Origin of the sequence: Methylotenera sp. 1P/1 (genome assembly GCF_000384355.1) — a bacterium.
In the GTDB taxonomy this organism is placed as follows: domain Bacteria; phylum Pseudomonadota; class Gammaproteobacteria; order Burkholderiales; family Methylophilaceae; genus Methylophilus.
Genome location: NZ_ARWC01000001.1, coordinates 1,361,485 through 1,381,842 on the forward strand (window position 1 = coordinate 1,361,485; position 20,358 = coordinate 1,381,842).

A 20,358-nucleotide genomic window follows, 5' to 3' on the forward strand; every position below is an offset into this window, starting at 1 on the left:
TTACTTTAACTACCCGTAGCCAACATTTTGGCCCGCGCCGTATGCAACTTTCTGTAGCTGTCAATCAGGCGGTGGTGCCTATCCAGCCCTTCCAATTGCATACTGGTCGGCGTCAAGCCAAAGAAGCGCACGCTACCATCCACCGAACCCAGCACAGCATCCATCTTGGTATCACCAAACATGCGACGGAAGTTGACTTCATAATCGGCCAGCTCTAGCTCGTCATCCAGCACGACTTCCAGCACCACATTCAAGGCCTGATAAAACAATCCGCGTTCTAGCGTGTTGTCGTTGTATTGCAGGAAGGCACCTACCAATTCTTGCGTCTCTTCAAATTGCTGCAAGGCTAGATTTATCAGCAGCTTCAACTCCAGCACAGTGAGCTGACCCCAGGCCGTGTTCTCGTCAAACTGAATGCCGATCAGGGTGCCGATATCGCCGTAATCATCCAGTTCGTTATTCTCCAGATGGTCCAGCAGCGCTTCAAGGCTGGCATCGTCCAGTGTGTGCAGGTTCAAGATATCTGCACGGAACAACAAAGCTTTGTTGGTGTTATCCCACACCAAATCTTCTACTGGATACACTTCCGAATAGCCCGGCACCAATATGCGGCAAGCAGTTGCGCCTAGCTGGTCATACACCGCCACATACGCTTCTTTGCCCATGGCTGCCAGCATCCCAAACATGGTCGCTGCTTCTTCAGCGTTAGCATTCTCGCCTTTTCCTGAGAAATCCCACTCCACAAACGCGTAATCAGCCTTGGCACTGAAAAACCGCCACGACACAATGCCGCTGGAATCAATAAAGTGTTCCACAAAGTTATTCGGTTCAGTCACCGCTTCACTGGCAAAGGTCGGTTGCGGCAAATCATTCAGGCCTTCAAAACTGCGGCCTTGCAGTAATTCGGTCAGGCTGCGTTCCAGCGCGACTTCCATACACGGGTGCGCGCCGAACGAGGCAAACACACCACCTGTGCGCGGATTCATCAAGGTCACACACATCACCGGGTATTCGCCACCAAGCGAGGCATCTTTGACCAATACCGGGAAGCCCTGCGCTTCCAGTCCCTGAATACCAGCCACAATGCCGGGATATTTCGCTAACACTTCCTGCGGCACATCGGGCAAGGCGATCTCGCCTTCAATGATTTCGCGTTTGACCGAGCGTTCAAAAATCTCGGATAAGCATTGTACTTGCGCTTCGACGAGCGTGTTACCGGCACTCATGCCATTGCTGGCGTACAGGTTTTCGACCAGATTAGAAGGGAAATAAACCACCTCACCATCTGACTGCCGTACATAGGGCAGCGAACAGATACCGCGTTCGGCATTGCCAGAATTGGTATCGATCAGGTGCGAACCACGCAGCTCGCCATCGGGGTTGTAAATTTCTAGGCAGTAGGCGTCCAGAATTTCTTTCGGTAGCGCATCTTTACGGCCCGGCTTGAACCAGCGCTCGTTCGGATAATGCACAAATTCGGCATTGGCAATCTCTTCGCCCCAGTACGACCCGGCATAAAAATGGTTGTTACTCAGCCGCTCGATATACTCACCCAAGGCCGACGCCAGCGCACTTTCCTTGGTCGATCCTTTTCCGTTAGTGAAGCACATCGGCGAATGCGCATCACGGATATGCAACGACCACACATTCGGCACAATATTGCGCCACGACGCGATTTCAATCTTGATGCCCAGACTCGCCAGCAAACCAGACATATTGGCGATGGTTTGTTCGAGGGGTAAGTCTTTGCCGGTAATGTAAGTGCGCGTGTCGGCAGATGGATTCACCATCAGCAAGGCCTGCGCATCTTCGTCCAGGTTAGCGACTTCTTCAATAATGAAATCCGGCCCGGCTTGCACTACTTTCTTGACCGTACAACGGTCAATGGAACGCAAAATCCCCTGGCGGTCTTTGTCGGAGATATCAGAAGGTAACTCGACCTGAATCTTAAAAATCTGTTTGTAGCGGTTTTCAGGATCCACCACATTGTTGTGCGACAGGCGGATATTGTCGGTAGGAATATTGCGCGTGTTGCAGTACAACTTTACAAAATAAGCCGCACACAAAGCCGATGAAGCTAAAAAGTAATCGAACGGGCCAGGCGCCGAGCCATCACCTTTATAGCGGATAGGCTGATCGGCAATCACCGTGAAGTCATCGAACTTGGCTTCAAGACGTAGCTTATCGAGAAAGTTGACTTTAATTTCCATGGGAGCTTATTCCAAGTATGCTGCAAAAAATGCTGAGGGCGCTATTATCCCCCACAACGCCAGTGCCGTGTAATACATTGATGCTTTACACAAACGCTAGCGCATAAGAAGAAATGGCTAGCAAATCTTCTGGGGCAATTGGTTCTAGCAGGCGTACAACTTTTGCTGCCTAGCTGTGCTTTTGACACAAAACAGAGTCGTTTTGATTAGAGATTTTGTTCATTATTTCTTGCAGCATATTTGCAGCCATATAGCCTGCGCTAATGGTTTTAATTTCCCCATGATCCTCTAAAAGCAGCGCTGGAAAACTAGATATTCCAAAAGTGTGTTTGACTGTCTTGAAATGATTCTCCGTTTCTAATTTAATTTCCTCACTATTAAACATAGTTAAAATCAAATCACCATTAACTGGATAGCCCTCTAAGGCAAATGTGTTGGATAATATTTTTACCAGCTCGCTTGGGCTTGTCACATCTTTACCATCCACATAAAAACCATGCTGAATAGCCCTAAATATCTTAAGTATACTAATGCCAGCATTCATCTTAATCGCTGTGACGAGTGCTCTACAAGCTGGCCCAGAATCATAGACGAACCCTTCTCTTGCCATTAACGCTTCTCTGTTAAATGGCAGACCACTTATGGCCTCTACTTTTGACCAGTGCATCAATCTAAACCGCTTGCCGGCATCATCTAGCACTTTATTCGATCCAGCGCTTAGCCCACCCACCACTATTTCCAAAGAGATCTCTGGATTCATCTCCATTAATTCCGCCATTTCTTTGCTAAAGCCATAGCACCATGAGCACATTGGGTCGGCTACATAAATCAGTTTCATTTCTCATCCTTTCTTGGAGTAGCTGGATACGCTTTTACATATCCAGCTTTTTTAGATTAATGGCCTCTAAGGCGTCTGGCTGTGGTTGTTTCACCAGCGACTCCCCAGTTATCCGTTTCAACTTCGTCGATAATCACGAAAGTGGTAGCGGGGTCTTTATTCAGAACTTTTACAACGAGGTCAGTAGCACCTTGAATGAGCTCAGCCTTCTGTTTTGGAGTTACACCTTCTTTGGTTACCTTGATATTGATGTATGGCATGATTATTCCTTTCTATCATTGAATCAAAAAACTACCATTTACCTGAGCTGCTACCACCGTCTACTGGAAGCACGATACCCGTTGTAAATTGCGCATCTGCCAGATACATCACAGCATCCACAATATCTTTAGTGGTGCCCATTTTATTTGATGGATGTAAGGCCTTTAAGAAAGGATGGTTTTCTATGGAGTGCATAGGCGTATCTATAATGCCAGGCGCCACAGAGTTAACCTGAATATTGAATGGTGAAAGCTCCAATGAAAGCGCTTTAGTAGCGTGATCTATACCGCCTTTGATTAAAATAGCCAATGAAGCCGGCACATTGATATTAGGCTGAATCGCTACACTGGCAGTGATGTTCACAATATGCCCAGATTTGTTTTCAGACATATGCGCAGCAGCTTCACGACTTGGGTAAAAAAACCCTTTTAAATTGGTGTCGATAAGTTGGTTTACATCTTCATCTGTATAAGCAGTAATGGGCTTAGCAATAAATACACCTGCATTGTTAATAAGGATATCCACTTTGCCAAACCTAGCTTTAGCTTGGCTGAATAATTCTTTTGCAGTATCGGGTTTTGAAATATCACCCGCTACGCCTACAAAGTTTTGTGGACTTCCTAATTTTTTTGCAGCTTCATCCAGCCGATCTTGGGTACGGCCGTTCCCTACCACGTGATAGCCTCTTTTCAAATAAGCCTCTGCCAGTGCAAAGCCAATACCGCTTGAAGCGCCTGTAATCACCACTGTTTTTGTGTCCATGATTTTCTCCTAATGTAAGTTTGGTTGATCATCTACTCACAATTTACCTAGCAAGTGATGATGAAACGTACTTTACCTTTGCATTAAAAGTAGATAAATACTATATTTATCAAATTATTTGTTACATGGTGGAATATATGAAAAGACAATTTGATGCTGTGTTACTGGGGAGCATTGAGCTGTTCTGTCTGGCGGCAGAACTGAAAAGCTTTACCGCAGCGGCGAATGCAGCAGGCGTTACACCAGCTGCTGTAAGTAGATCCATCACCCGGCTGGAAGAAAGATTAGGAGTACGTTTGTTTGTTAGAACGACCCGACATATCAGGCTGACAGAATCGGGAGAGCTATATTTTCATCACTGCAAAGACGCATTGACTCAGTTAATGGAAGCAGAAACTGCGGTTGCTGGGCAGCAAATAAACCCTGCCGGCACTATAAGAATCAGCCTGCCAACTACCTACGGCCACTATAGAGTCTTGCCTATATTGGCTGATTTCAGAACCCATTATCCGAACATCCAATTTGAGCTACATATCACCAATAGAAATATCGATTTTTTGGATGAAGGCTTTGATTTGGCAATCAGAGGGCGAACACCTCCCGACTCAAACTTTATCTCAAGAAAGATAGAAGATGCAAAATTGGTAGTAGTCGCTACACCACAATATCTATCTCAAAAAGGACAGCCTCAAAAACTGGAGGACTTAGCCGATCACGATTGTATACAATTTGAATTACCGAGCACTGGCCGCCCAATACCCTGGCTTTTTTACAAAGACTCCATTGAGCACGAGATTTTGACAAATGGAAGCTATCGTTGCTCAGAAGATGTGTTGGGAGGCGTTACGCTTGCCAAGTCTAGTGCCGGCCTATTTCAAACCTACCACTATGTAGTTGAAAAAGAGTTGGAAAATGGCACATTAGTGGAGGTACTGAAAGAATTTTCTGGGAGAGCTCGCCCTTTTAATTTGATGTACCCACACGGTAAGTTTCTCTCAATTAAGGTAAGAACACTGATTGATTTTATAATGAATAGACTCAGTGTTTAATATGCGTCTGGAGAAGGTATCACGAGGTTCTTTTCCAGATACTCGATCAGTACTTTGGTTTTAGTCGGCAAATGTCGGCGCGATGGGTAAACCGCATATAGCGTTTGATCTCTACCCGGAGCAAACTCAGGTAAAGCAAGGACAAGTTCTCCGGCTTGTAATTCTTTATGTGCTTGCCAATAGCAAATCATGCCAATGCCTAAACCATCTTTAACTGCTTCTATTAATGCTTCACTATAGTTGGTTTGAAAACTGCCACTGACGCGCTGGTGTATGGTTTTTCCACCCACTTTAAACTCCCAGTTGTAGTGCTCATTCAATACAATGCAATTATGCATGGCTAGATCCTCTGGTGAAGTTAAAGGAGGTGCGTTATCTAGATACTCTTTTGTTGTGCAAAGCACTTCTGGGGATGGCCCCAGTTTTTTTGCCACAAGGGTCGAGTCGCTCATCTGAGCACCGCGGATAGCTAAATCAATGCCTTCCGCCACAATATCTAGCACCTTGTCGGAAAGCTCAAAGCTTATTTTTATTTTTGGATACCTCTTCAAAAACTTTAATATCAGTGGCATTAAATAAAGCCTAGCAAATGAAGCAGATGCAGTGATGCGTATTAGTCCCGCAGGCTCAGTTTTTTCACCCCAATCCATTTCATAATCGTCAACGGTTTCTAACAAATGCTGTGCTTGCGAATACAGCCGAAGGCCTTCGTCCGTGTGCTGAATGGTTCGGGTAGTCCGATGAAACAACCGTGCACCAAAATCCTTTTCGATTTGGGTTAATCGCTTACTAATCACGCCCGGTGTTGTTTGGTTGAGCGTAGCAACTAGCGTTAGACTTTTCTTCTCAAAAATTTGTACAAATATCCGTAAATCATCTAAAGAATTAAACAATTTAGCCTCGCTCATTTTTTCCAAATAAGCACAAATAATATTCTATATCTTGCATTTATTTCAATTTAAAAATAAGTCAAGATGACGCATCAATGGAGGATATCCCTATGTCAGTGACAAATATGAGTGATTACGAAGCGATTACTGGTTTAATTCAACATTATATTAATGGCGCAATTTCTGGCAAAGGCAGTGACATGAAACCTGCTTTTCACAATGACGCCACGATTTTTGGCTATGTCGGCCCTGACTTGTTTGCAGGGCCTATTCAAGGGCTATATGATTGGAACGATACGAACGGACCTGCTAAAAACTTGATCTTTCATATTGTGAGCATGGATATTGTCGGCACTATTGCCAGCGTGCGCGTAGAAACCGATGACTGGACCGGGCACAGATTCACAGATTTTTTTAACGTTTTAAAGTTAGATGGGGAATGGAAAATCATGAGTAAGATTTTTCATTTACATCAGTAGTTTTTTCAACATACTAAATTGGGGAAAATAATGGCATCACTATATTCAGCTGAACACCGTGCGTTACAAGAAGAATTCAATACAACAAAATTAGCTAATTTACTGGATAACGGTTGGATACATGAAAAAATATCTGACGATGAAAATAAATTCATCAGTAGCCGAGACATGTTTTTTCTTTCCACGGTAGATCCGCATGGCATGCCAACCGTATCTTACAAAGGCGGCCCTACTGGTTTCGTAAAAGTGTTGGATGAAAGCACTTTGGTATTCCCCGGCTTTGATGGAAATGGCATGTTTTACTCGGTGGGCAATATAGAAGCGCAGCATAAAGTGGGTATGCTCTTCATTGATTTTGAAACCCCTCATAGAGTGCGCGTACAAGGCACTGCTGAGTTGGTGAGAGAGCATGAGCTGCTGGCTGAATACACTGAGGCAAAATATTTGATCATGATCAAAGTCACTAAAATTTGGGTTAACTGCCCACGCTATATTCACAAATACAAAAAAATAGATCAATCCAAATACGTGCCAGAGCCTTGCAAGGTCACGCCCATTCCAACATGGAAGCGATTAGACATCGTTCAGGATGCTATTACGCCAGAAGAAAAAGCCATTGCTGAATCACAAGGGCTTGTAGATATCAACGAATACGAAGCTAAGGTAAAACGTGGGGAAGGATAATATTTGCCCGGTATAACAATACTTGCTCAACGTAACAATCAGAATGCCTGCTTAGGAGACTCTGTACATCATCAAATTGCAGTATGGGTGCGGGCGTAGTTTCATTTGTCAGCTTTCACAATAGGGATTGGAATTTCCATTTCCCTATTGTTTAAATTAACTTCACCAATATCTATTAAAATACTAATGACGAGGGTCATCTTTAGGATTGGTGTAGGTGATTGCCCAAGGCCCGGTAGCAATAAGCTCAACAATGGTTTCTTCATCGGTTGTCCATACATAATGTGTATGACCTGTCGGCAACACAAAACTCGAACCCGCCTTGAGCATCTCACCTTTTTTCTTATCTAAGACATTACCCATACCATTCCCCAACTTACCACTCAATACTGTAACCACCTCTGTAAATGGGTGCGTGTGTGGTGGAATAGGATAATTCTTTGGAAACTTAAGCCACGCAATGAATACCCCAGCTTTGGTAGGATCTCCAACAAGAATTGCGCTTTTGGCACCCTTGGGTAAAATCGGTTCATCTTTCCATTGCACGGTCTCAGGCGTAAATGATTGCATGCTATCCGCATGCATTCGGCTAATTTTATCTTCCGCTAAGGCTGGCCCAGCCAACGCAAAAACGATTGCAATACTTAACATATATTTCATTTGATTCCCCATATAAATTGATGATGAAAAATTCAATTCAATCATTTGACTGAACGAGTATACAGAACTGTATACATACTGTGATATTGCTCGATTTTCAGATTGAGCAGATGCCAAATTTCATTAAATAATCCTAATGATTTTGGTGAAAATGGTGGTCAGCACCAGCACTACTCACGAATGAAAAGCGCTGAAACGCTGACTGCGTCTCGGCGTATTACTCTTGAATTACAAAGCCGTCTTCGCTCACGATCAGCCAGCGACCGCCTTTTTCTATTAAATCAAGCGCCTTTAACAACGTTTGTTTTTTCCCCCCGTCTGTCAAGGTTTGCGTAAACACTGCAGTCGCTTGGTTTCCGTTGGGCGTAATGGTTAAGTACGAAGTTTTGATGGCAGCATTACCATCACGCGAGATTTCGAGTTTACGTTTTTTCTCCCATGCTTGACGTGTACTACCATCAGGCGGCGTGAACTCACTGGCATAGCTATTAAAATACATTTCTATATTTTTATTGGCTAAAGCATTCACCCATTTGCTAACGGCTGATTCAATTTGTACTTCATGTTCTGATTTAGGTGTACTTTGCGCCACGGAAGCATCGCTCACCGGCGCAATGGCTTGCTGTATTGCATTAATGTCTGCTTCTGTAGCATTGACCAATTGTGTTTGCTTAATCTTAGCCAACAGTGCTGCTTTGTTATGATTGGCGCGTTGGATGTAACTAGGCCCTTTGTCAAAGTCATACCGAATACGCATGGTCATATTGTGGCTGAAAAACTTATCGCGCATCTCCGCCTCATAGCTTGCCAATAAGCTTACTTGGTCGTTCTCATCATTACCTGTTAGTTGTACGCTTGCGCCTGCCACAATACTTTCACGCGCAATGTCCACGCTTGGGTTATTAAATGTGCTGCCACCTGCTAAAAATCGTGCTGTTGTCGTTTGCCCGATATCACCAAACTCATGCATCCAAAGCGCGTGTACACCAATATTTGCATTCCAGTCATCTTGTTGAAGATTCCATAATGCTTTTGCACCAATACCAGAGCGGAAAGAGTCTGTAGCCTTGCCATCCACAGCCAAGGCAATGGGGGTGCCTGGAGTGACTGTATAAGAAGGATCACCAGCACGGCCAACGCCATTCACACCAGCAATCGTTTTGCCTTTCTCTTTGTAGCCAGATTCATCTAGATGGTTATAACGTAAAGTAGCTACGGGAATAAACTGTAGCTCATCCGTCAATTGGAATGGATAGCCTGCATCTAAATGGCTGCTAAACTGCCAAGCATCGTGCTCGCCAGTCGCGACGCGCCCTAGTGCAAGCCGTCGCGTATCAATCACGTGCCTACCGCCCCCAATGGCTGCATTCAAGTACCAGTCCTGCATATCCCATGCACCATAAATAGCGGCAAAGTAGCTATTGGTATTGATTGTATTATTGTCTGTGAGGCCACTGTTATCGATATTGCCGCCAGCAAAACTAAATAGCGCACCCAAGCGGAATGTTTGATCAGCACCAATATCACGATCTGCACCGACTACAAACCCTGTTGAATGGAGCCTGAAACCATCGACACCCTCACGCTTATCTTGTGTACCTTGATAGCCAAACCCTTGCATCCAAATGCCTGTACTGGCTTTGGGCTTATCCACAGCGCCCGCGTTGCTGTCCAGGCTGGCTACGCTCACCTTTTTATCACCAGCGAGGGCCTGTTCAACCAAGCGATTTTCCAGAATACCGAATGTGCGATCCGTGTTACCCAGCACCATCCGAATAACGCCATCATGAATTTCCGGACGTAGACGCTCGGTTGCACGCTGTAACTCTTGGTTATCTAGACCTTGAATCTCTAATTGCAAACCTGCAATCACAGGGTCTGTGCTCGGCGCATTCATCAAAGCCATGACCGCATTGGTACCCGCTTTAGTCGGGTTAAGTATTTGGGGAATGGCATTGTTGGCGGTCAGCACGATATCCCCTGTGCTATCGCTACTGGTGAATTGCACAATGCCACTATTGATAATATTTGGCTGGCCACTTGAGTTGGTGGCCACCGTAAACGTATCGCCAGAGCGAATGTATATATCTCTAAACGTGGGAATCAGCGTGCTGTTATTGCTAAACGTACCAGTGCCTCCTTGTACATCTACCTTGCCGTTACCCGTAGGTAAAATACGGAAAGCTAAACTGGATGTATCGGTAAAAGTAGCATCACCATTCACCACTAGTGTTGCATCGCGCACCGTAATTCGGCCATTATTGATAAGGTTTGCATTTATCACGCCAATCGCATCTGGTGCTGCTGGAAATGGGGAGTTTGACGGCGTGTAATCATAATTGCCAAAATATCCGTAAAAATTATACCCTTGGCCAATCGTAACTGTATTGGCGGTAATTGCGCCAAATTCACTAAAGAAAACATTTGAGTTCAGGTTGACATTACCGCCAGCTACATTGAGTGTTCTGATATCGAAAAAAGTATTGGATGATATATTCACGGTACTGACTTGCAATGTCGCATCTGCTGTACAGCCCCCTTGAAGCGCGGGTGGGAAACAACGTAAATTAACGGTGTTGTCTCCCAAGCCATTGGTAAAAATATTGGTACTAAAATTACTAGGCGTGAGTGTGTAATAAGGGCCGCCATTAAACGCAGGCACCATCGAGCTCAAATTAAAATTAAACGTATTCAATGACCCTACAACATCATCAACACGTATTTCATTGCCACCGCCTTCATTAAATGTGCCGTTGTTAGTCAGGGTAAATGTTTTAGCACCAGATACCGTGCCAACAGTGGTCGCCACGCCGCCCACCACATCAATAATTTCAGCATCACGCTGGTCTATATAAATGTTACCCGTCATATAGCCGCCCGCCTCATTATTAATGACGTGCTCACCGTTACCGAGGTAAATATTGCCGTTAATAAAAGCTAAATAACCGTTATTAATCACGCTATTTCTAACACCAACTTCATTAGCCGCATGGGCCAGTACTAAAGAAGGGTTGTTTTTCTGCGCGGCCAGTAATAAAGGGTTACGGTCGACCAGTACAATATCGCCCTGTATACCACTGGCATCTTGATTGGGATTGATATTATTCAACGTCGTTAAGCCAGCGCCATAGTTAGCGATTGCCCAATGCCCCTCCCCCAAGGTATCCCCAAGGGTAAATGAATAAGAGGTATTGGCAATTAAAGATTTATTGGTAATGTTAATCTGCGCAGCATTGCCATAGAGCGCAGCAGAGTAATCACCTGTGGCCTGCACGCTAGGAAAGTAAGCTGAAAATATTGCAAAATTAGGGCGAGGGCCAATTTGGTTAATAAAGTTAAATGTGGCGGCATCTGCGTTGGCACGGATTGCACTGGCCACACCCACACTGGCGCCATTATTGAGCAACTGCCCGTTGCTATCAGCGCTGAATGCGCCTGAGTCTATCGTAAGCCCAGGCTCTATCACTGCAGGAATAATCACTGCCGGCGTAATCAGATTACCATCTTGGTCATAGACATCTTCACTTACAACGATCTCTTCACTGATGACCAAATCACCTCTATTCACAATAATATTGCCACTATTTTCGACTGTGGCTGCATTATTACCATTGGTTTGTATGGTGCTCACCGTGTCTTGTGTGATGGCACTGTGGTCATTAATGATCTTAATATTAGGTTGATTATTCAGGCTCGCCGCACCACTGGTGCTATCAAGTGTGACGCTGCCAGTGATAGGTGTACTGTTACTCGTATTACCAGTACAGGTAAAACTGCCACCGCCGTTATCCACGCAGTCAGCATGCGCATGCGCTGAAAAAACCATGAATCCAATACTGAAAATAGCACTGATTGCTGCAGCCATGGGTTTGCGTTCAAATAGAGTAAACATGTGCATTATTTGTTCTCCGCAGTCAGGCTAACCTGAATATTTTTAACTTTTACTGCACTATTTTTCTGTGTTTTTAACTGCTGCTCACTACTTATCAACTTAGCTTCACGCGCTTTAGCGGCATACTCACCCACAATCGTCCAACGCCCATTCTGTTGCTCAAGGTATAGTATTTTCTTAGTGGCTTGCTCTCCCTGCGCAGAAGTGACCACTTGCTTAAACACAGCCGCCATGCGCTTACCTTGTGGTGTCACCAGCAAGTCTTTGATGGTGATTGCCAAATTAGGCTCAGTGAACATGTCTATTTTTTGCTGCTCTTCCCAAGCGGCATGACTCATACCTTCTGGCGCAAATGTCGGCGCATAATGTTGCAGCACTTTTTCTGTATTGCCTGCCATCAGCGCAGCTTTCCACGATTCAATTGTGGCAGTGACCTCATCTTTAGCAATACGTGTAGATTGCTCAGCATTTAACTTGAGTACCGGGAGTGTGGATAGTGTTGCCATGGTTTTTTGAAGCGCCAACTCCTGCGCAGAGGGTGGTGGCGCTTCAGGTGGCAATGTGTCTGGCTCCGTGCCAAAATTAACGCGGGGTAACGCTTTTTTAGATGCATCAAAATCATATGCAAGTGTCGCCCATACGCCACGCGGTGCGCCTGCTGACATAAATTGTGTGGATGTCCACTCACTCGAATTATAGTTAAAGCCGCCTGGGCCAATTGCCCCATAGGTGGATGGTGAAAATGGCGTTAACCCTAATCGACCAGCCGAGAAATATTGCTTATCTAATAAGTTATTGATAATGAGTCCGGCTTTCCAGCTTTTATTAATCTCATAACTGGCTCTGAAATTGAGCACCGCATAGCCGTCAGACTTACCATTCCGCTTAAAGTCAGGTGTAGGGATAGTGATTTGTGCTGCCTGCCCTGTCGCATCTAATCCTGTCGTCACAATGCCTCGGCCAGGTCCTGCCGTATGCTCATTGTTTTCATTGCCACGCACAAACGCATCGCTGTGGCCAACCATGGTCAACCCCAATTTCAATGCGGGTGTCACCTTATATCCCCAGCTAACATTTACGTTATGCAATGGCACCCCTGGCATGCGGTCACCCGGCTTTACTCTAATCTGCCCATACAATGGATTTGTGGTCTCGTTACTTAAAAAAGAGCTATTATTGAGGCTTAACATCCTAAAGTCAGATTGAAATGTGGCTTCCGTCAGCGAGTAGTTGACTCTAAAATCGGACCGTCCATACTCGCCGGATAATCCAAACTCAATGCCACGACGGCGCGTTGCACCGACATTTTGGAAGAAGCTTAAAGTAGGGGTTGGCGATACTAAATACAAATCATCTTTTAAATTGGTTTGATACGCACTGACATTCCACTCTAATAAATCTCTAAATTTACCGCGTGCGCCAAACTCTGTCGTTTGTGCCACCACTTGTGGCAGATACGGGTCACCCGATAGAGAGCTTGGTAAATTACAGCCGCGCCCATCTAATAGGCTACGTGGCTTAGAACCAATCACACGCACACCTGGGTCGTTTGGATAGCGTCTTCGCAATTCTTCTATGTCCACAAAGTTGCCAAACTCATCCCTACCGTAAGGCACAATAGTTCCGTCATATGCACAACCTAGTTCAATGACTGAGGGCACCCGCGTACCTTGATTCCAACTTGCATAAAGATTTAAGCGTGGTGTGGCTTGCCAAGTGACCCCTACCGCAGGGTTGAGTGAATGATAATTAAATTTTTCTGTGATTTTTTTATCGAGACTATTCAACGTGCTGTTTGTACGCGCTAGCCTGTCTTCTAACGGGACAGGCGCAGACAAATTAATAGGGCAATTGCTGAGGTCTGTGCCTGGGCAAATCGTCACAAAATCATATTGGTTAAGCAGTTTTGCAATATCCGATCCCACACCATTGACTTTCTGTGGGGCCAGTCTATTTTGTACATCGGTGTAGTTATAGCGGCCAGAGAAAGCAATATTGAGCGTTTCGGTAGGCGTCCAAGTCTCACTAAAATAGACACTTTGCGTTTTTAACTCACCATCAAAGTCGTTAATGGTGACATCATGATCCGCCGCATAAAACTCTTTACCCAACTGACTGGGGTCGTTAAATACATTGCGCTGATCATCCACTTGTCCATATCGCTGTTTACCCAAATAAGTAGCAGAAGAAGCATCCACAGACGCCCCTACCATAAATTTATGATAGTCAGTATTCCAGTTAAGCTGGACTGCGCCCCCTTGTGTTGCCTGCTCAATATTAGAGTTAGTGATGATTGCAGTAGGTGTTCCCGCTACCACGCCTGTACCAGTGCCATTCACAGCACCGTTGGTATTCGTTAAAGCACCATCTCTACGCCGTCCTGCCGACGTGCCATCTGGTAAAGTATCGCCGAGTATTGCTACGCCATTGTCTTGTTCAATACGGTCTAGTGGATCTGTACAGTCAGCCTGATTGACAGGTGGTTTAAATAGCAAATAGGTTTGGGTGCCGTTGTTATCAAAACTAAAAAAGTCAGAGGCACTTAGACCCACATCTGCATTACTTTCCAAAACACTACTGCCATTTGGCGCGCTAAAAGCATTTATAAATCGTGTTAAATCTGCAGTGGGAATGTTTGCATTAAGTGGGCCAGCTAATGCATAGTTAGGGACAGAACCGCCAGTTGCATTGAAGTCTGCGTAAAAAGGGCTGGGGTTATTTGCATCCAAAGTATCAAGATAATAATCAGGCAAGCCATCTGCATTGGCATCGGTAAATGCACAGGTATAAGTTTTGCCGGGCGTGGGTTCACGTGTTGCGCGAAAAGCCTCTCTAAACGTATCAATATCAATAATATCGCCAGTGGTAGACACGCGATTACTACCGCGCTTATACACCATGCCGGTAATGCTAAACGTATCGCTGACATCAAACACGCCCGATAGTTGAAACTGCAATAACTTATTGCGCGTGACATCTGGCGAGGTAAACACTGCTGTTGAGTTTTGCTCATACAATTCAATCGGCACAGTACCGTTACCCACTAGTTTATTGACTGCGGCTAAAGAAGAGAATGCCAATGAAGCGCGCTCGCCTTGCCACTCTAACTTACCAAATGCTTGATTGACTTTACTTGGCGAGTTATCACGCCAGCCATCTTCTAAAAAAAAATTACCCGCGCCAAACGCTGCAAAGTCACCATTATTCACACCGCCGGATACTTGAAATTGCTTACGTCCAAAAGAGCCTGCCAACACTTCTGCGCTTACTCCTTCGGTGGTAAAGCCACTTTTGGTTTTTACCGCCAAGGCGCCACCCAAGGTATTTAAACCAAATAGCGGGTTAGATCCCGGGTAAACATCCATGCCCTCCAGTGCATTGGTTGGAATCATGTCCCAGTTCACCACATCCCCAAAAGGCTCATTCACGCGAATACCATCAAAAAACACACTGAGGCCTTGAGGTGTACCGAGCTGCGGTGAAGCCGTAAAGCCACGGTAAGTCACATCCATTTGAAATGGATTCCCTTGATAGTCATTCACGTTGACCGATTGCAGCTTACTGTTCATTAAGTCGGTAAGGCTTAGCGCGTGCGCCTCTTTAATTTCTTTGGCGGTTACACTCTGCACATTGCCGGGGATTTGCTCTTTAGTTAAGGCAAGCCCAGGCATGGGGCCTATGGCTTTATATCGCTTAGCGCGGACGTTAATGGTGTCTAACTCAACGGTTTTGTCTTCAGTGACAGATACATTCGCTTTTGGGGGCAAGCGTTTGAGTAAATATCCGCCCTTATTATCAGGCGTAGCCTCCAGCCCGGTGTCTTTCAATATCTCATTAAACCCTTCTTGCAGGCTGTAGCTACCTTTTAATCCATGTGTTGTTTTGCCTTGCGTGAGTTGCGGGTCAAATACAAGCGTTACTCCAGATTCTGCGGCATAACCACTCAGTGCCGTACCAAGATTACCTGCAGGAATACGGATATTCGTTTTGGGCAAAGTGGTATTCAATGCTTTATCTTCAGCATGGGCTTCTGGCAAAAACCATAGTACAAGCATCATGATTAGTAGGAGTAAAACAATGATGCCAATTGCCTTATAGGCATGCGCGACAAGTCTATTGCTGTCTATTTTTTGTGTGAAGTGCTGCCACTGCATGAGAACCCTCTAGCCATAACTGAAGTGATATTGCTGTTATGCCAATCGAGAATTAAAAAGTGCTAATGTTTTTTTAATTTTTTTAGCAAATATGGAAAATACGTTTAAAAAACCAGGATTAAAGCGCGCTGACTTTAGTAAAGAACTTTGTATAGGTCTGGATTTTTACTGGGAATTTTTCTGCAATATGCTGCAGCGTAATATCCGTATCATGTATAGGGAAAGAGCCGGAAATTTGAATGTCAGCTACTGCCGGGTCACATTGCAACAAGCCCGGACGGTAACGTGACAGCGCTTGAACAAACGCATCTAGCCGCATGTTATCAACAACGATAAATCCTTTTGCCCATAACGCATCTAACGTACTGGCATCTGCCTTTTGTGAAAGTTGACTTACTGAAAATTGAATCGACTCACCAGCCTGCAAAGTAATACTCTGCTGTGTATTGTTTTGTGGGGAAACGCGCACCGCGCCATCAAACACACTGACTTGTGTGTGACCACCAAAGTCCCTCACCGTAAAGCGGGTACCCAGTGCTACCGTCTTGCCGTGTTGGGTAGTGACCAACAATGGACGGTATGAACGCCCTTGCTCATGTGCAGTTTCAATCAGCACCTCACCCGCAATCAGTTCAATCCAACGCTCAGACTCTGTAAAGTGAATATTGACACTGCTAGCACTATTTAAGGTGAGCGTACTGCCATCTGCCAGCGTCACTTGCTGTGGTCCGCCCGTAGGCGTACGGTAATCGGCCAAGAGTGGTTGCCATGGCTGCGTTTGATACCCTGCATAACCTAACCCACCAGCGCCAATCAATACAGCTAGCTGTTTAAGTGCTAATCGACGCTGTGGAGACGGCGCGCTATATAGGCGCTGTAAGGTTTGATTAATCTCTTGATGGCTAGCAACGGTTTTAAAATGTTGTGTCGTTTGCTCAATTTTTTGCCAAGCCTGCTTATGCAAAGCATCTGCCTCTTGCCATTGCTTAAATGCAATGAAATCCCGCTCTTTTGCATCGCCTGAAGAAAGTTTGACAAACCAGTCACTGGCCTCATCTAGGGCGTGATTAAATGAGCGAGCTAGCATATTGATGCTTGTTGCAGCGCCACACAATGCAGCAATGCTTTTTTAATATAAAGCCTAACAGAAGCCACTGAGATACGTAAATCAGCCGCAATTTGCGCGTGCGTCAACCCATCCACCTGCGAAAGCAAAAATGCTTTCTGAGTCTTGTATGGCAAACCGCCCAGCAATGTATCAATTTTGATGAGCAACTCTAACGCCATTGCACGCGACTCTTCAGATGGGGCTGCAGCAGGGGAAAAGTGTGCCACCTCCTCTAGATACGCCCGTTCAATATCGCGTCTACGGATATGATTCACCATCAAGCCATGTGCAATGGTCGTGAGGTAAGCGCGTGGCTCTGCGATCGTCAATGGTTCTGATTTTTGCAGTAGCTTTACAAACGTATCTTGTGTTAAATCAGCCGCATCTTGGCTGGATCCCAGCTTTTTACACAGCCAAGCATAAATCCAACGCTGATGGTGTTGATAGGTATGTATAAAATCAATGGCGCTTGGATCTAATGCTGACATGAAAGGCTCAAAAATGGGGTTTTGAGCTATGTTGCAAGATTTGTACCGCCTAGCTTACAACATGTAAGTCATTGTTATCACTTTAATATTATTTTTTAACAATACACATCTGGTTGACTACAACCATCCGTTTGGTTGTAGTTGTCTGCTTTCCCATATGCTGCAGTCATTAGCTATAGGGTATAGAAGCAATTTTCCTTAGTAAAATCTGATAGGTTAAAACGCTCTCATTGCACTTGCTATGTCTCAGCTTTGGGGATTTTTTCCCGAGCCTAATTAGTACTTTCTGAAATGTGTATCGATGGCGGGATACGTGCTTACGCCACCAAACTACAAGACCAGTCGCACCAAGCATGGCTATAACCACTCATTAATGATCATGACCCACAACCTATATCTTGCTGAGACAAAAGGGATAATTACTCAAACAAAATCTACTTGTACAACCGATGAACACGCACACTATTTGGCCAAACACGTAATATTTGTGTGTGCGCTATTAGTTTTTGTAATATATATTTGCACCTCTATTCTTGAGTTATCAAGAGAGATGAAAAATGTATTATATAAATCAATGCGATATTGTGAACTGTCGATCCAATTGCTGTACTACTTTCAATAGTTTGTTTCAGCAATGAGGCGCTGCACAATTAGCGCGACCCTTTATTCTTACAACCAGCCTAGCTTGGTGTATTGGATTTCTCTGCATTTACCAGTACTAGAGACGGCTTTGAATGGTGAAAATGGTGTATGCATTCGTTAAATGGTTGAATACTTTAAGGAGTAAGTCAGTGATCAGTGTCTGGAGAAAAGCTCCATATACCCCACATTTAATTGCTTTACGCATTTTTGTTATCTACATTTTATCTGGTCTTTTTTGGATATTTTTTAGCGATAACATTCTAGAAGCGCTAGTCTCTTCGCAGGAGCAATTCACTGAATACAGTATTTATAAAGGTGGCGCATTTATTACGCTTACCGCTTTTATGCTTTATTTTTTGGTGCGTGGCAGCGTACAAAAACAGTTCGATGTTAAAACTTCTTTGCATGTAAGTGAGGATCGCTGGAAATTCGCTTTAGAAGGTGCTGGCGATGGCGTTTGGGACTGGGATATGGTCACGGACCAAGTGTTTCGCTCTGCGCGCTGGAAAGAAATCTACGGCTACACCAATAACGAGATTGAAGAAACGTCTAGCGCTGGGCGTCAGCTCGTCCATCCCGATGATTTAATGCATCAAATAGAAGATACACAAGACTATCTACATGGGAAAAAAGATTTGTATGTGTCCGAATACCGTCTGCTTTGTAAAGATGGTACTTGGAAGTGGACACTTAGCCGTGGCATGGTAATTAGTCGAAATGCCGATGGAAAACCTTTGCGAATGATTGGTACGCATACGGACATCAGTGAAAGAAAGAATGCAGAGAATCAACTATTTCAATTAGCGCACTACGATCAAATCACACGCCTGCCTAACCGAGTCTTGTTTCTGGATAGATTTCAACAGGTGCTCAAGTATGCCAAACGCGACCAACAACCCATTACTTTAATGTATCTTGATTTGGACCGCTTTAAAGAGGTCAATGATACGCTCGGCCATGATATGGGTGATGTATTGTTGAAAGAAGCGGCAGACCGTCTCATGAAATGTGTAAGAGCAGATGATACTGTCGCGCGCATGGGCGGCGATGAATTTACCGTGATATTGAATAATATCGACAATCAAATTAGCACTGAGCGTATTGCGCAAAGTATTTTAGATAAATTCACGGAGCCCTTTCATTTGGATGGGGAAGTTGTCTATATCAGCGTTAGTATCGGCATTAGCGCTTACCCAGTGGATGGCGATGAAGTAGAAGTGTTACTTAAAAATGCAGACCAAGCCATGTATGTGGCGAAACAAAATGGCAGAAATCGCTATCACTACTTCACGTCAGTCATGCAAAACCATGCGTTAAATCGTTGGAATCTAAGCAATGATTTACGTGGTGCAATAGCTGCCAATCAACTTACACTCTATTACCAACCTATTGTCAATCTCGCCACAGGGGATATTCATAAAGCAGAAGCGCTCATCCGCTGGCAACACCCGACGCGTGGCTTGGTGAGTCCTGCAGAGTTTATCCCCATTGCAGAAGACACTGGCATGATCATTGAAATTGGTGATTGGGTATTTACCGAGGCGGTAGAGCAAGTCATCAAATGGCGCATGCATCAACCCAATTTTCAAATCAGTATTAATCGCTCCCCTGTGCAGTTCAGGGCTAATCTCAAATACCATTTGAACTGGGTCAACCATCTACATGCACGCAACCTGCCTGGCAACAGCATGTGTATTGAGATTACAGAAGGGTTATTGTTAGATGCGCGCGATGCAGTGATTCAACAGTTGGATAGTTACAGTAAAACAGGCATTAAAATAGCGATTGATGATTTTGGCACGGGCTACTCATCGCTCGCCTATTTAAGAAAATTCGACATTGATTATGTCAAAATAGACAAGTCATTTACCTCCAATATCCATGCAGGTTCTAGTGATATGGCATTATGCGAGGCCATTATTGTAATGGCACATAAACTAGGCAAAAAGGTCATTGCAGAAGGGATTGAAACCCAAGCGCAATTAGATTTGTTGATTAAAGCTGGTTGTGATTTCGGACAAGGCTACTTATTCTCAAAACCAGTCCCTGCCGATGCGTTTGAAACGTTACTGGCAGAGAAGGCTGCATTTATCTGTGCGTAAATAAAGCAGCCAGCTTCATCATCCACTTTGCCACCATCCACTGCGCCCCGTTACCCAAACTGCTCTGAGCCACTTGCTCTAGTAGGTAGGTGAGATTGCGTTAAACATCTACTCCAGACAAAGTGTATCTAATTGCATC

At 44.7% G+C, this 20,358-nt stretch carries 14 protein-coding genes; 4 read left to right on the forward strand and 10 right to left on the reverse strand.

What is annotated here, in order from left to right; genetic code table 11:
• Positions 1 to 5: 5 nt before the first annotated feature.
• The 4 genes from A3Q3_RS0106415 to A3Q3_RS0106430 all read right to left on the reverse strand — a co-directional run bounded on the left by A3Q3_RS0106415 (position 6) and on the right by A3Q3_RS0106430 (position 4,071).
• A complete protein-coding gene (locus A3Q3_RS0106415) occupies positions 6 to 2,210 on the reverse strand; it encodes an OsmC domain/YcaO domain-containing protein (RefSeq protein ID WP_020182753.1) in 2,205 nt (734 codons plus the stop codon).
• A gap of 169 nt (positions 2,211 to 2,379) precedes the next feature.
• On the reverse strand, positions 2,380 to 3,048 hold the full coding sequence (locus A3Q3_RS0106420; RefSeq protein WP_020182754.1) for a DsbA family protein: 669 nt from the start codon (positions 3,046 to 3,048) through the stop codon (positions 2,380 to 2,382).
• A 56-nt stretch (positions 3,049 to 3,104) separates the two neighbouring features.
• Positions 3,105 to 3,308 carry a 4-oxalocrotonate tautomerase family protein gene (locus tag A3Q3_RS0106425; protein ID WP_020182755.1) on the reverse strand — a complete coding sequence of 68 codons (204 nt, stop codon included), beginning with the start codon at positions 3,306 to 3,308 and terminating at the stop codon, positions 3,105 to 3,107.
• Positions 3,309 to 3,339: 31 nt separating this feature from the next.
• Complete coding sequence (locus tag A3Q3_RS0106430; protein WP_020182756.1) at positions 3,340 to 4,071, reverse strand: SDR family NAD(P)-dependent oxidoreductase; 732 nt, start codon at positions 4,069 to 4,071, stop codon at positions 3,340 to 3,342.
• Between the two features lie 137 nt (positions 4,072 to 4,208).
• Between A3Q3_RS0106430 and A3Q3_RS0106435 the strand changes: the two genes are divergently transcribed.
• The gene (locus A3Q3_RS0106435) at positions 4,209 to 5,120 is read left to right on the forward strand and encodes a LysR family transcriptional regulator (RefSeq protein WP_020182757.1); all 912 of its coding nucleotides are present in this window, start codon (positions 4,209 to 4,211) and stop codon (positions 5,118 to 5,120) included.
• On the opposite strand, the gene A3Q3_RS0106440 is transcribed toward A3Q3_RS0106435, so the two are convergent.
• Positions 5,117 to 6,028 (reverse strand): LysR family transcriptional regulator, encoded by a 912-nt coding sequence (locus A3Q3_RS0106440; protein WP_020182758.1) that lies wholly within the window; start codon positions 6,026 to 6,028, stop codon positions 5,117 to 5,119. The genes A3Q3_RS0106435 and A3Q3_RS0106440 overlap by 4 nt on opposite strands.
• 92 nt (positions 6,029 to 6,120) lie before the next feature.
• Here A3Q3_RS0106440 and A3Q3_RS0106445 point away from each other — a divergent pair, with 92 nt between their 5' ends.
• The gene (locus A3Q3_RS0106445) at positions 6,121 to 6,489 is read left to right on the forward strand and encodes a nuclear transport factor 2 family protein (RefSeq protein WP_020182759.1); all 369 of its coding nucleotides are present in this window, start codon (positions 6,121 to 6,123) and stop codon (positions 6,487 to 6,489) included.
• Between the two features lie 30 nt (positions 6,490 to 6,519).
• Positions 6,520 to 7,173, forward strand: coding sequence for a pyridoxamine 5'-phosphate oxidase family protein (locus A3Q3_RS0106450; RefSeq protein WP_020182760.1), 654 nt, complete (start codon positions 6,520 to 6,522; stop codon positions 7,171 to 7,173).
• Positions 7,174 to 7,356: 183 nt separating this feature from the next.
• On the opposite strand, the gene A3Q3_RS0106455 is transcribed toward A3Q3_RS0106450, so the two are convergent.
• From A3Q3_RS0106455 to A3Q3_RS0106475, 5 genes are all read right to left on the reverse strand, one after another.
• Entirely contained in the window at positions 7,357 to 7,833 is a 477-nt protein-coding gene (locus A3Q3_RS0106455; protein ID WP_020182761.1) for a cupin domain-containing protein, read from the reverse strand.
• Between the two features lie 217 nt (positions 7,834 to 8,050).
• Positions 8,051 to 11,731 (reverse strand): autotransporter outer membrane beta-barrel domain-containing protein, encoded by a 3,681-nt coding sequence (locus A3Q3_RS0106460; protein ID WP_020182762.1) that lies wholly within the window; start codon positions 11,729 to 11,731, stop codon positions 8,051 to 8,053.
• A complete protein-coding gene (locus tag A3Q3_RS0106465; RefSeq protein ID WP_198288909.1) occupies positions 11,731 to 15,783 on the reverse strand; it encodes a TonB-dependent receptor domain-containing protein in 4,053 nt (1,350 codons plus the stop codon). The genes A3Q3_RS0106460 and A3Q3_RS0106465 overlap by 1 nt, the downstream gene beginning before the upstream one ends.
• A 214-nt stretch (positions 15,784 to 15,997) precedes the next feature.
• Complete coding sequence (locus A3Q3_RS0106470) at positions 15,998 to 16,966, reverse strand: FecR domain-containing protein (RefSeq protein ID WP_020182764.1); 969 nt, start codon at positions 16,964 to 16,966, stop codon at positions 15,998 to 16,000.
• Complete coding sequence (locus A3Q3_RS0106475) at positions 16,960 to 17,475, reverse strand: sigma-70 family RNA polymerase sigma factor (protein WP_020182765.1); 516 nt, start codon at positions 17,473 to 17,475, stop codon at positions 16,960 to 16,962. The genes A3Q3_RS0106470 and A3Q3_RS0106475 overlap by 7 nt, the downstream gene beginning before the upstream one ends.
• 791 nt (positions 17,476 to 18,266) lie before the next feature.
• On the opposite strand from A3Q3_RS0106475, the gene A3Q3_RS0106480 reads away from it, so the two are divergent.
• Entirely contained in the window at positions 18,267 to 20,219 is a 1,953-nt protein-coding gene (locus A3Q3_RS0106480; RefSeq protein ID WP_020182766.1) for a bifunctional diguanylate cyclase/phosphodiesterase, read from the forward strand.
• Positions 20,220 to 20,358: the final 139 nt, after the last annotated feature.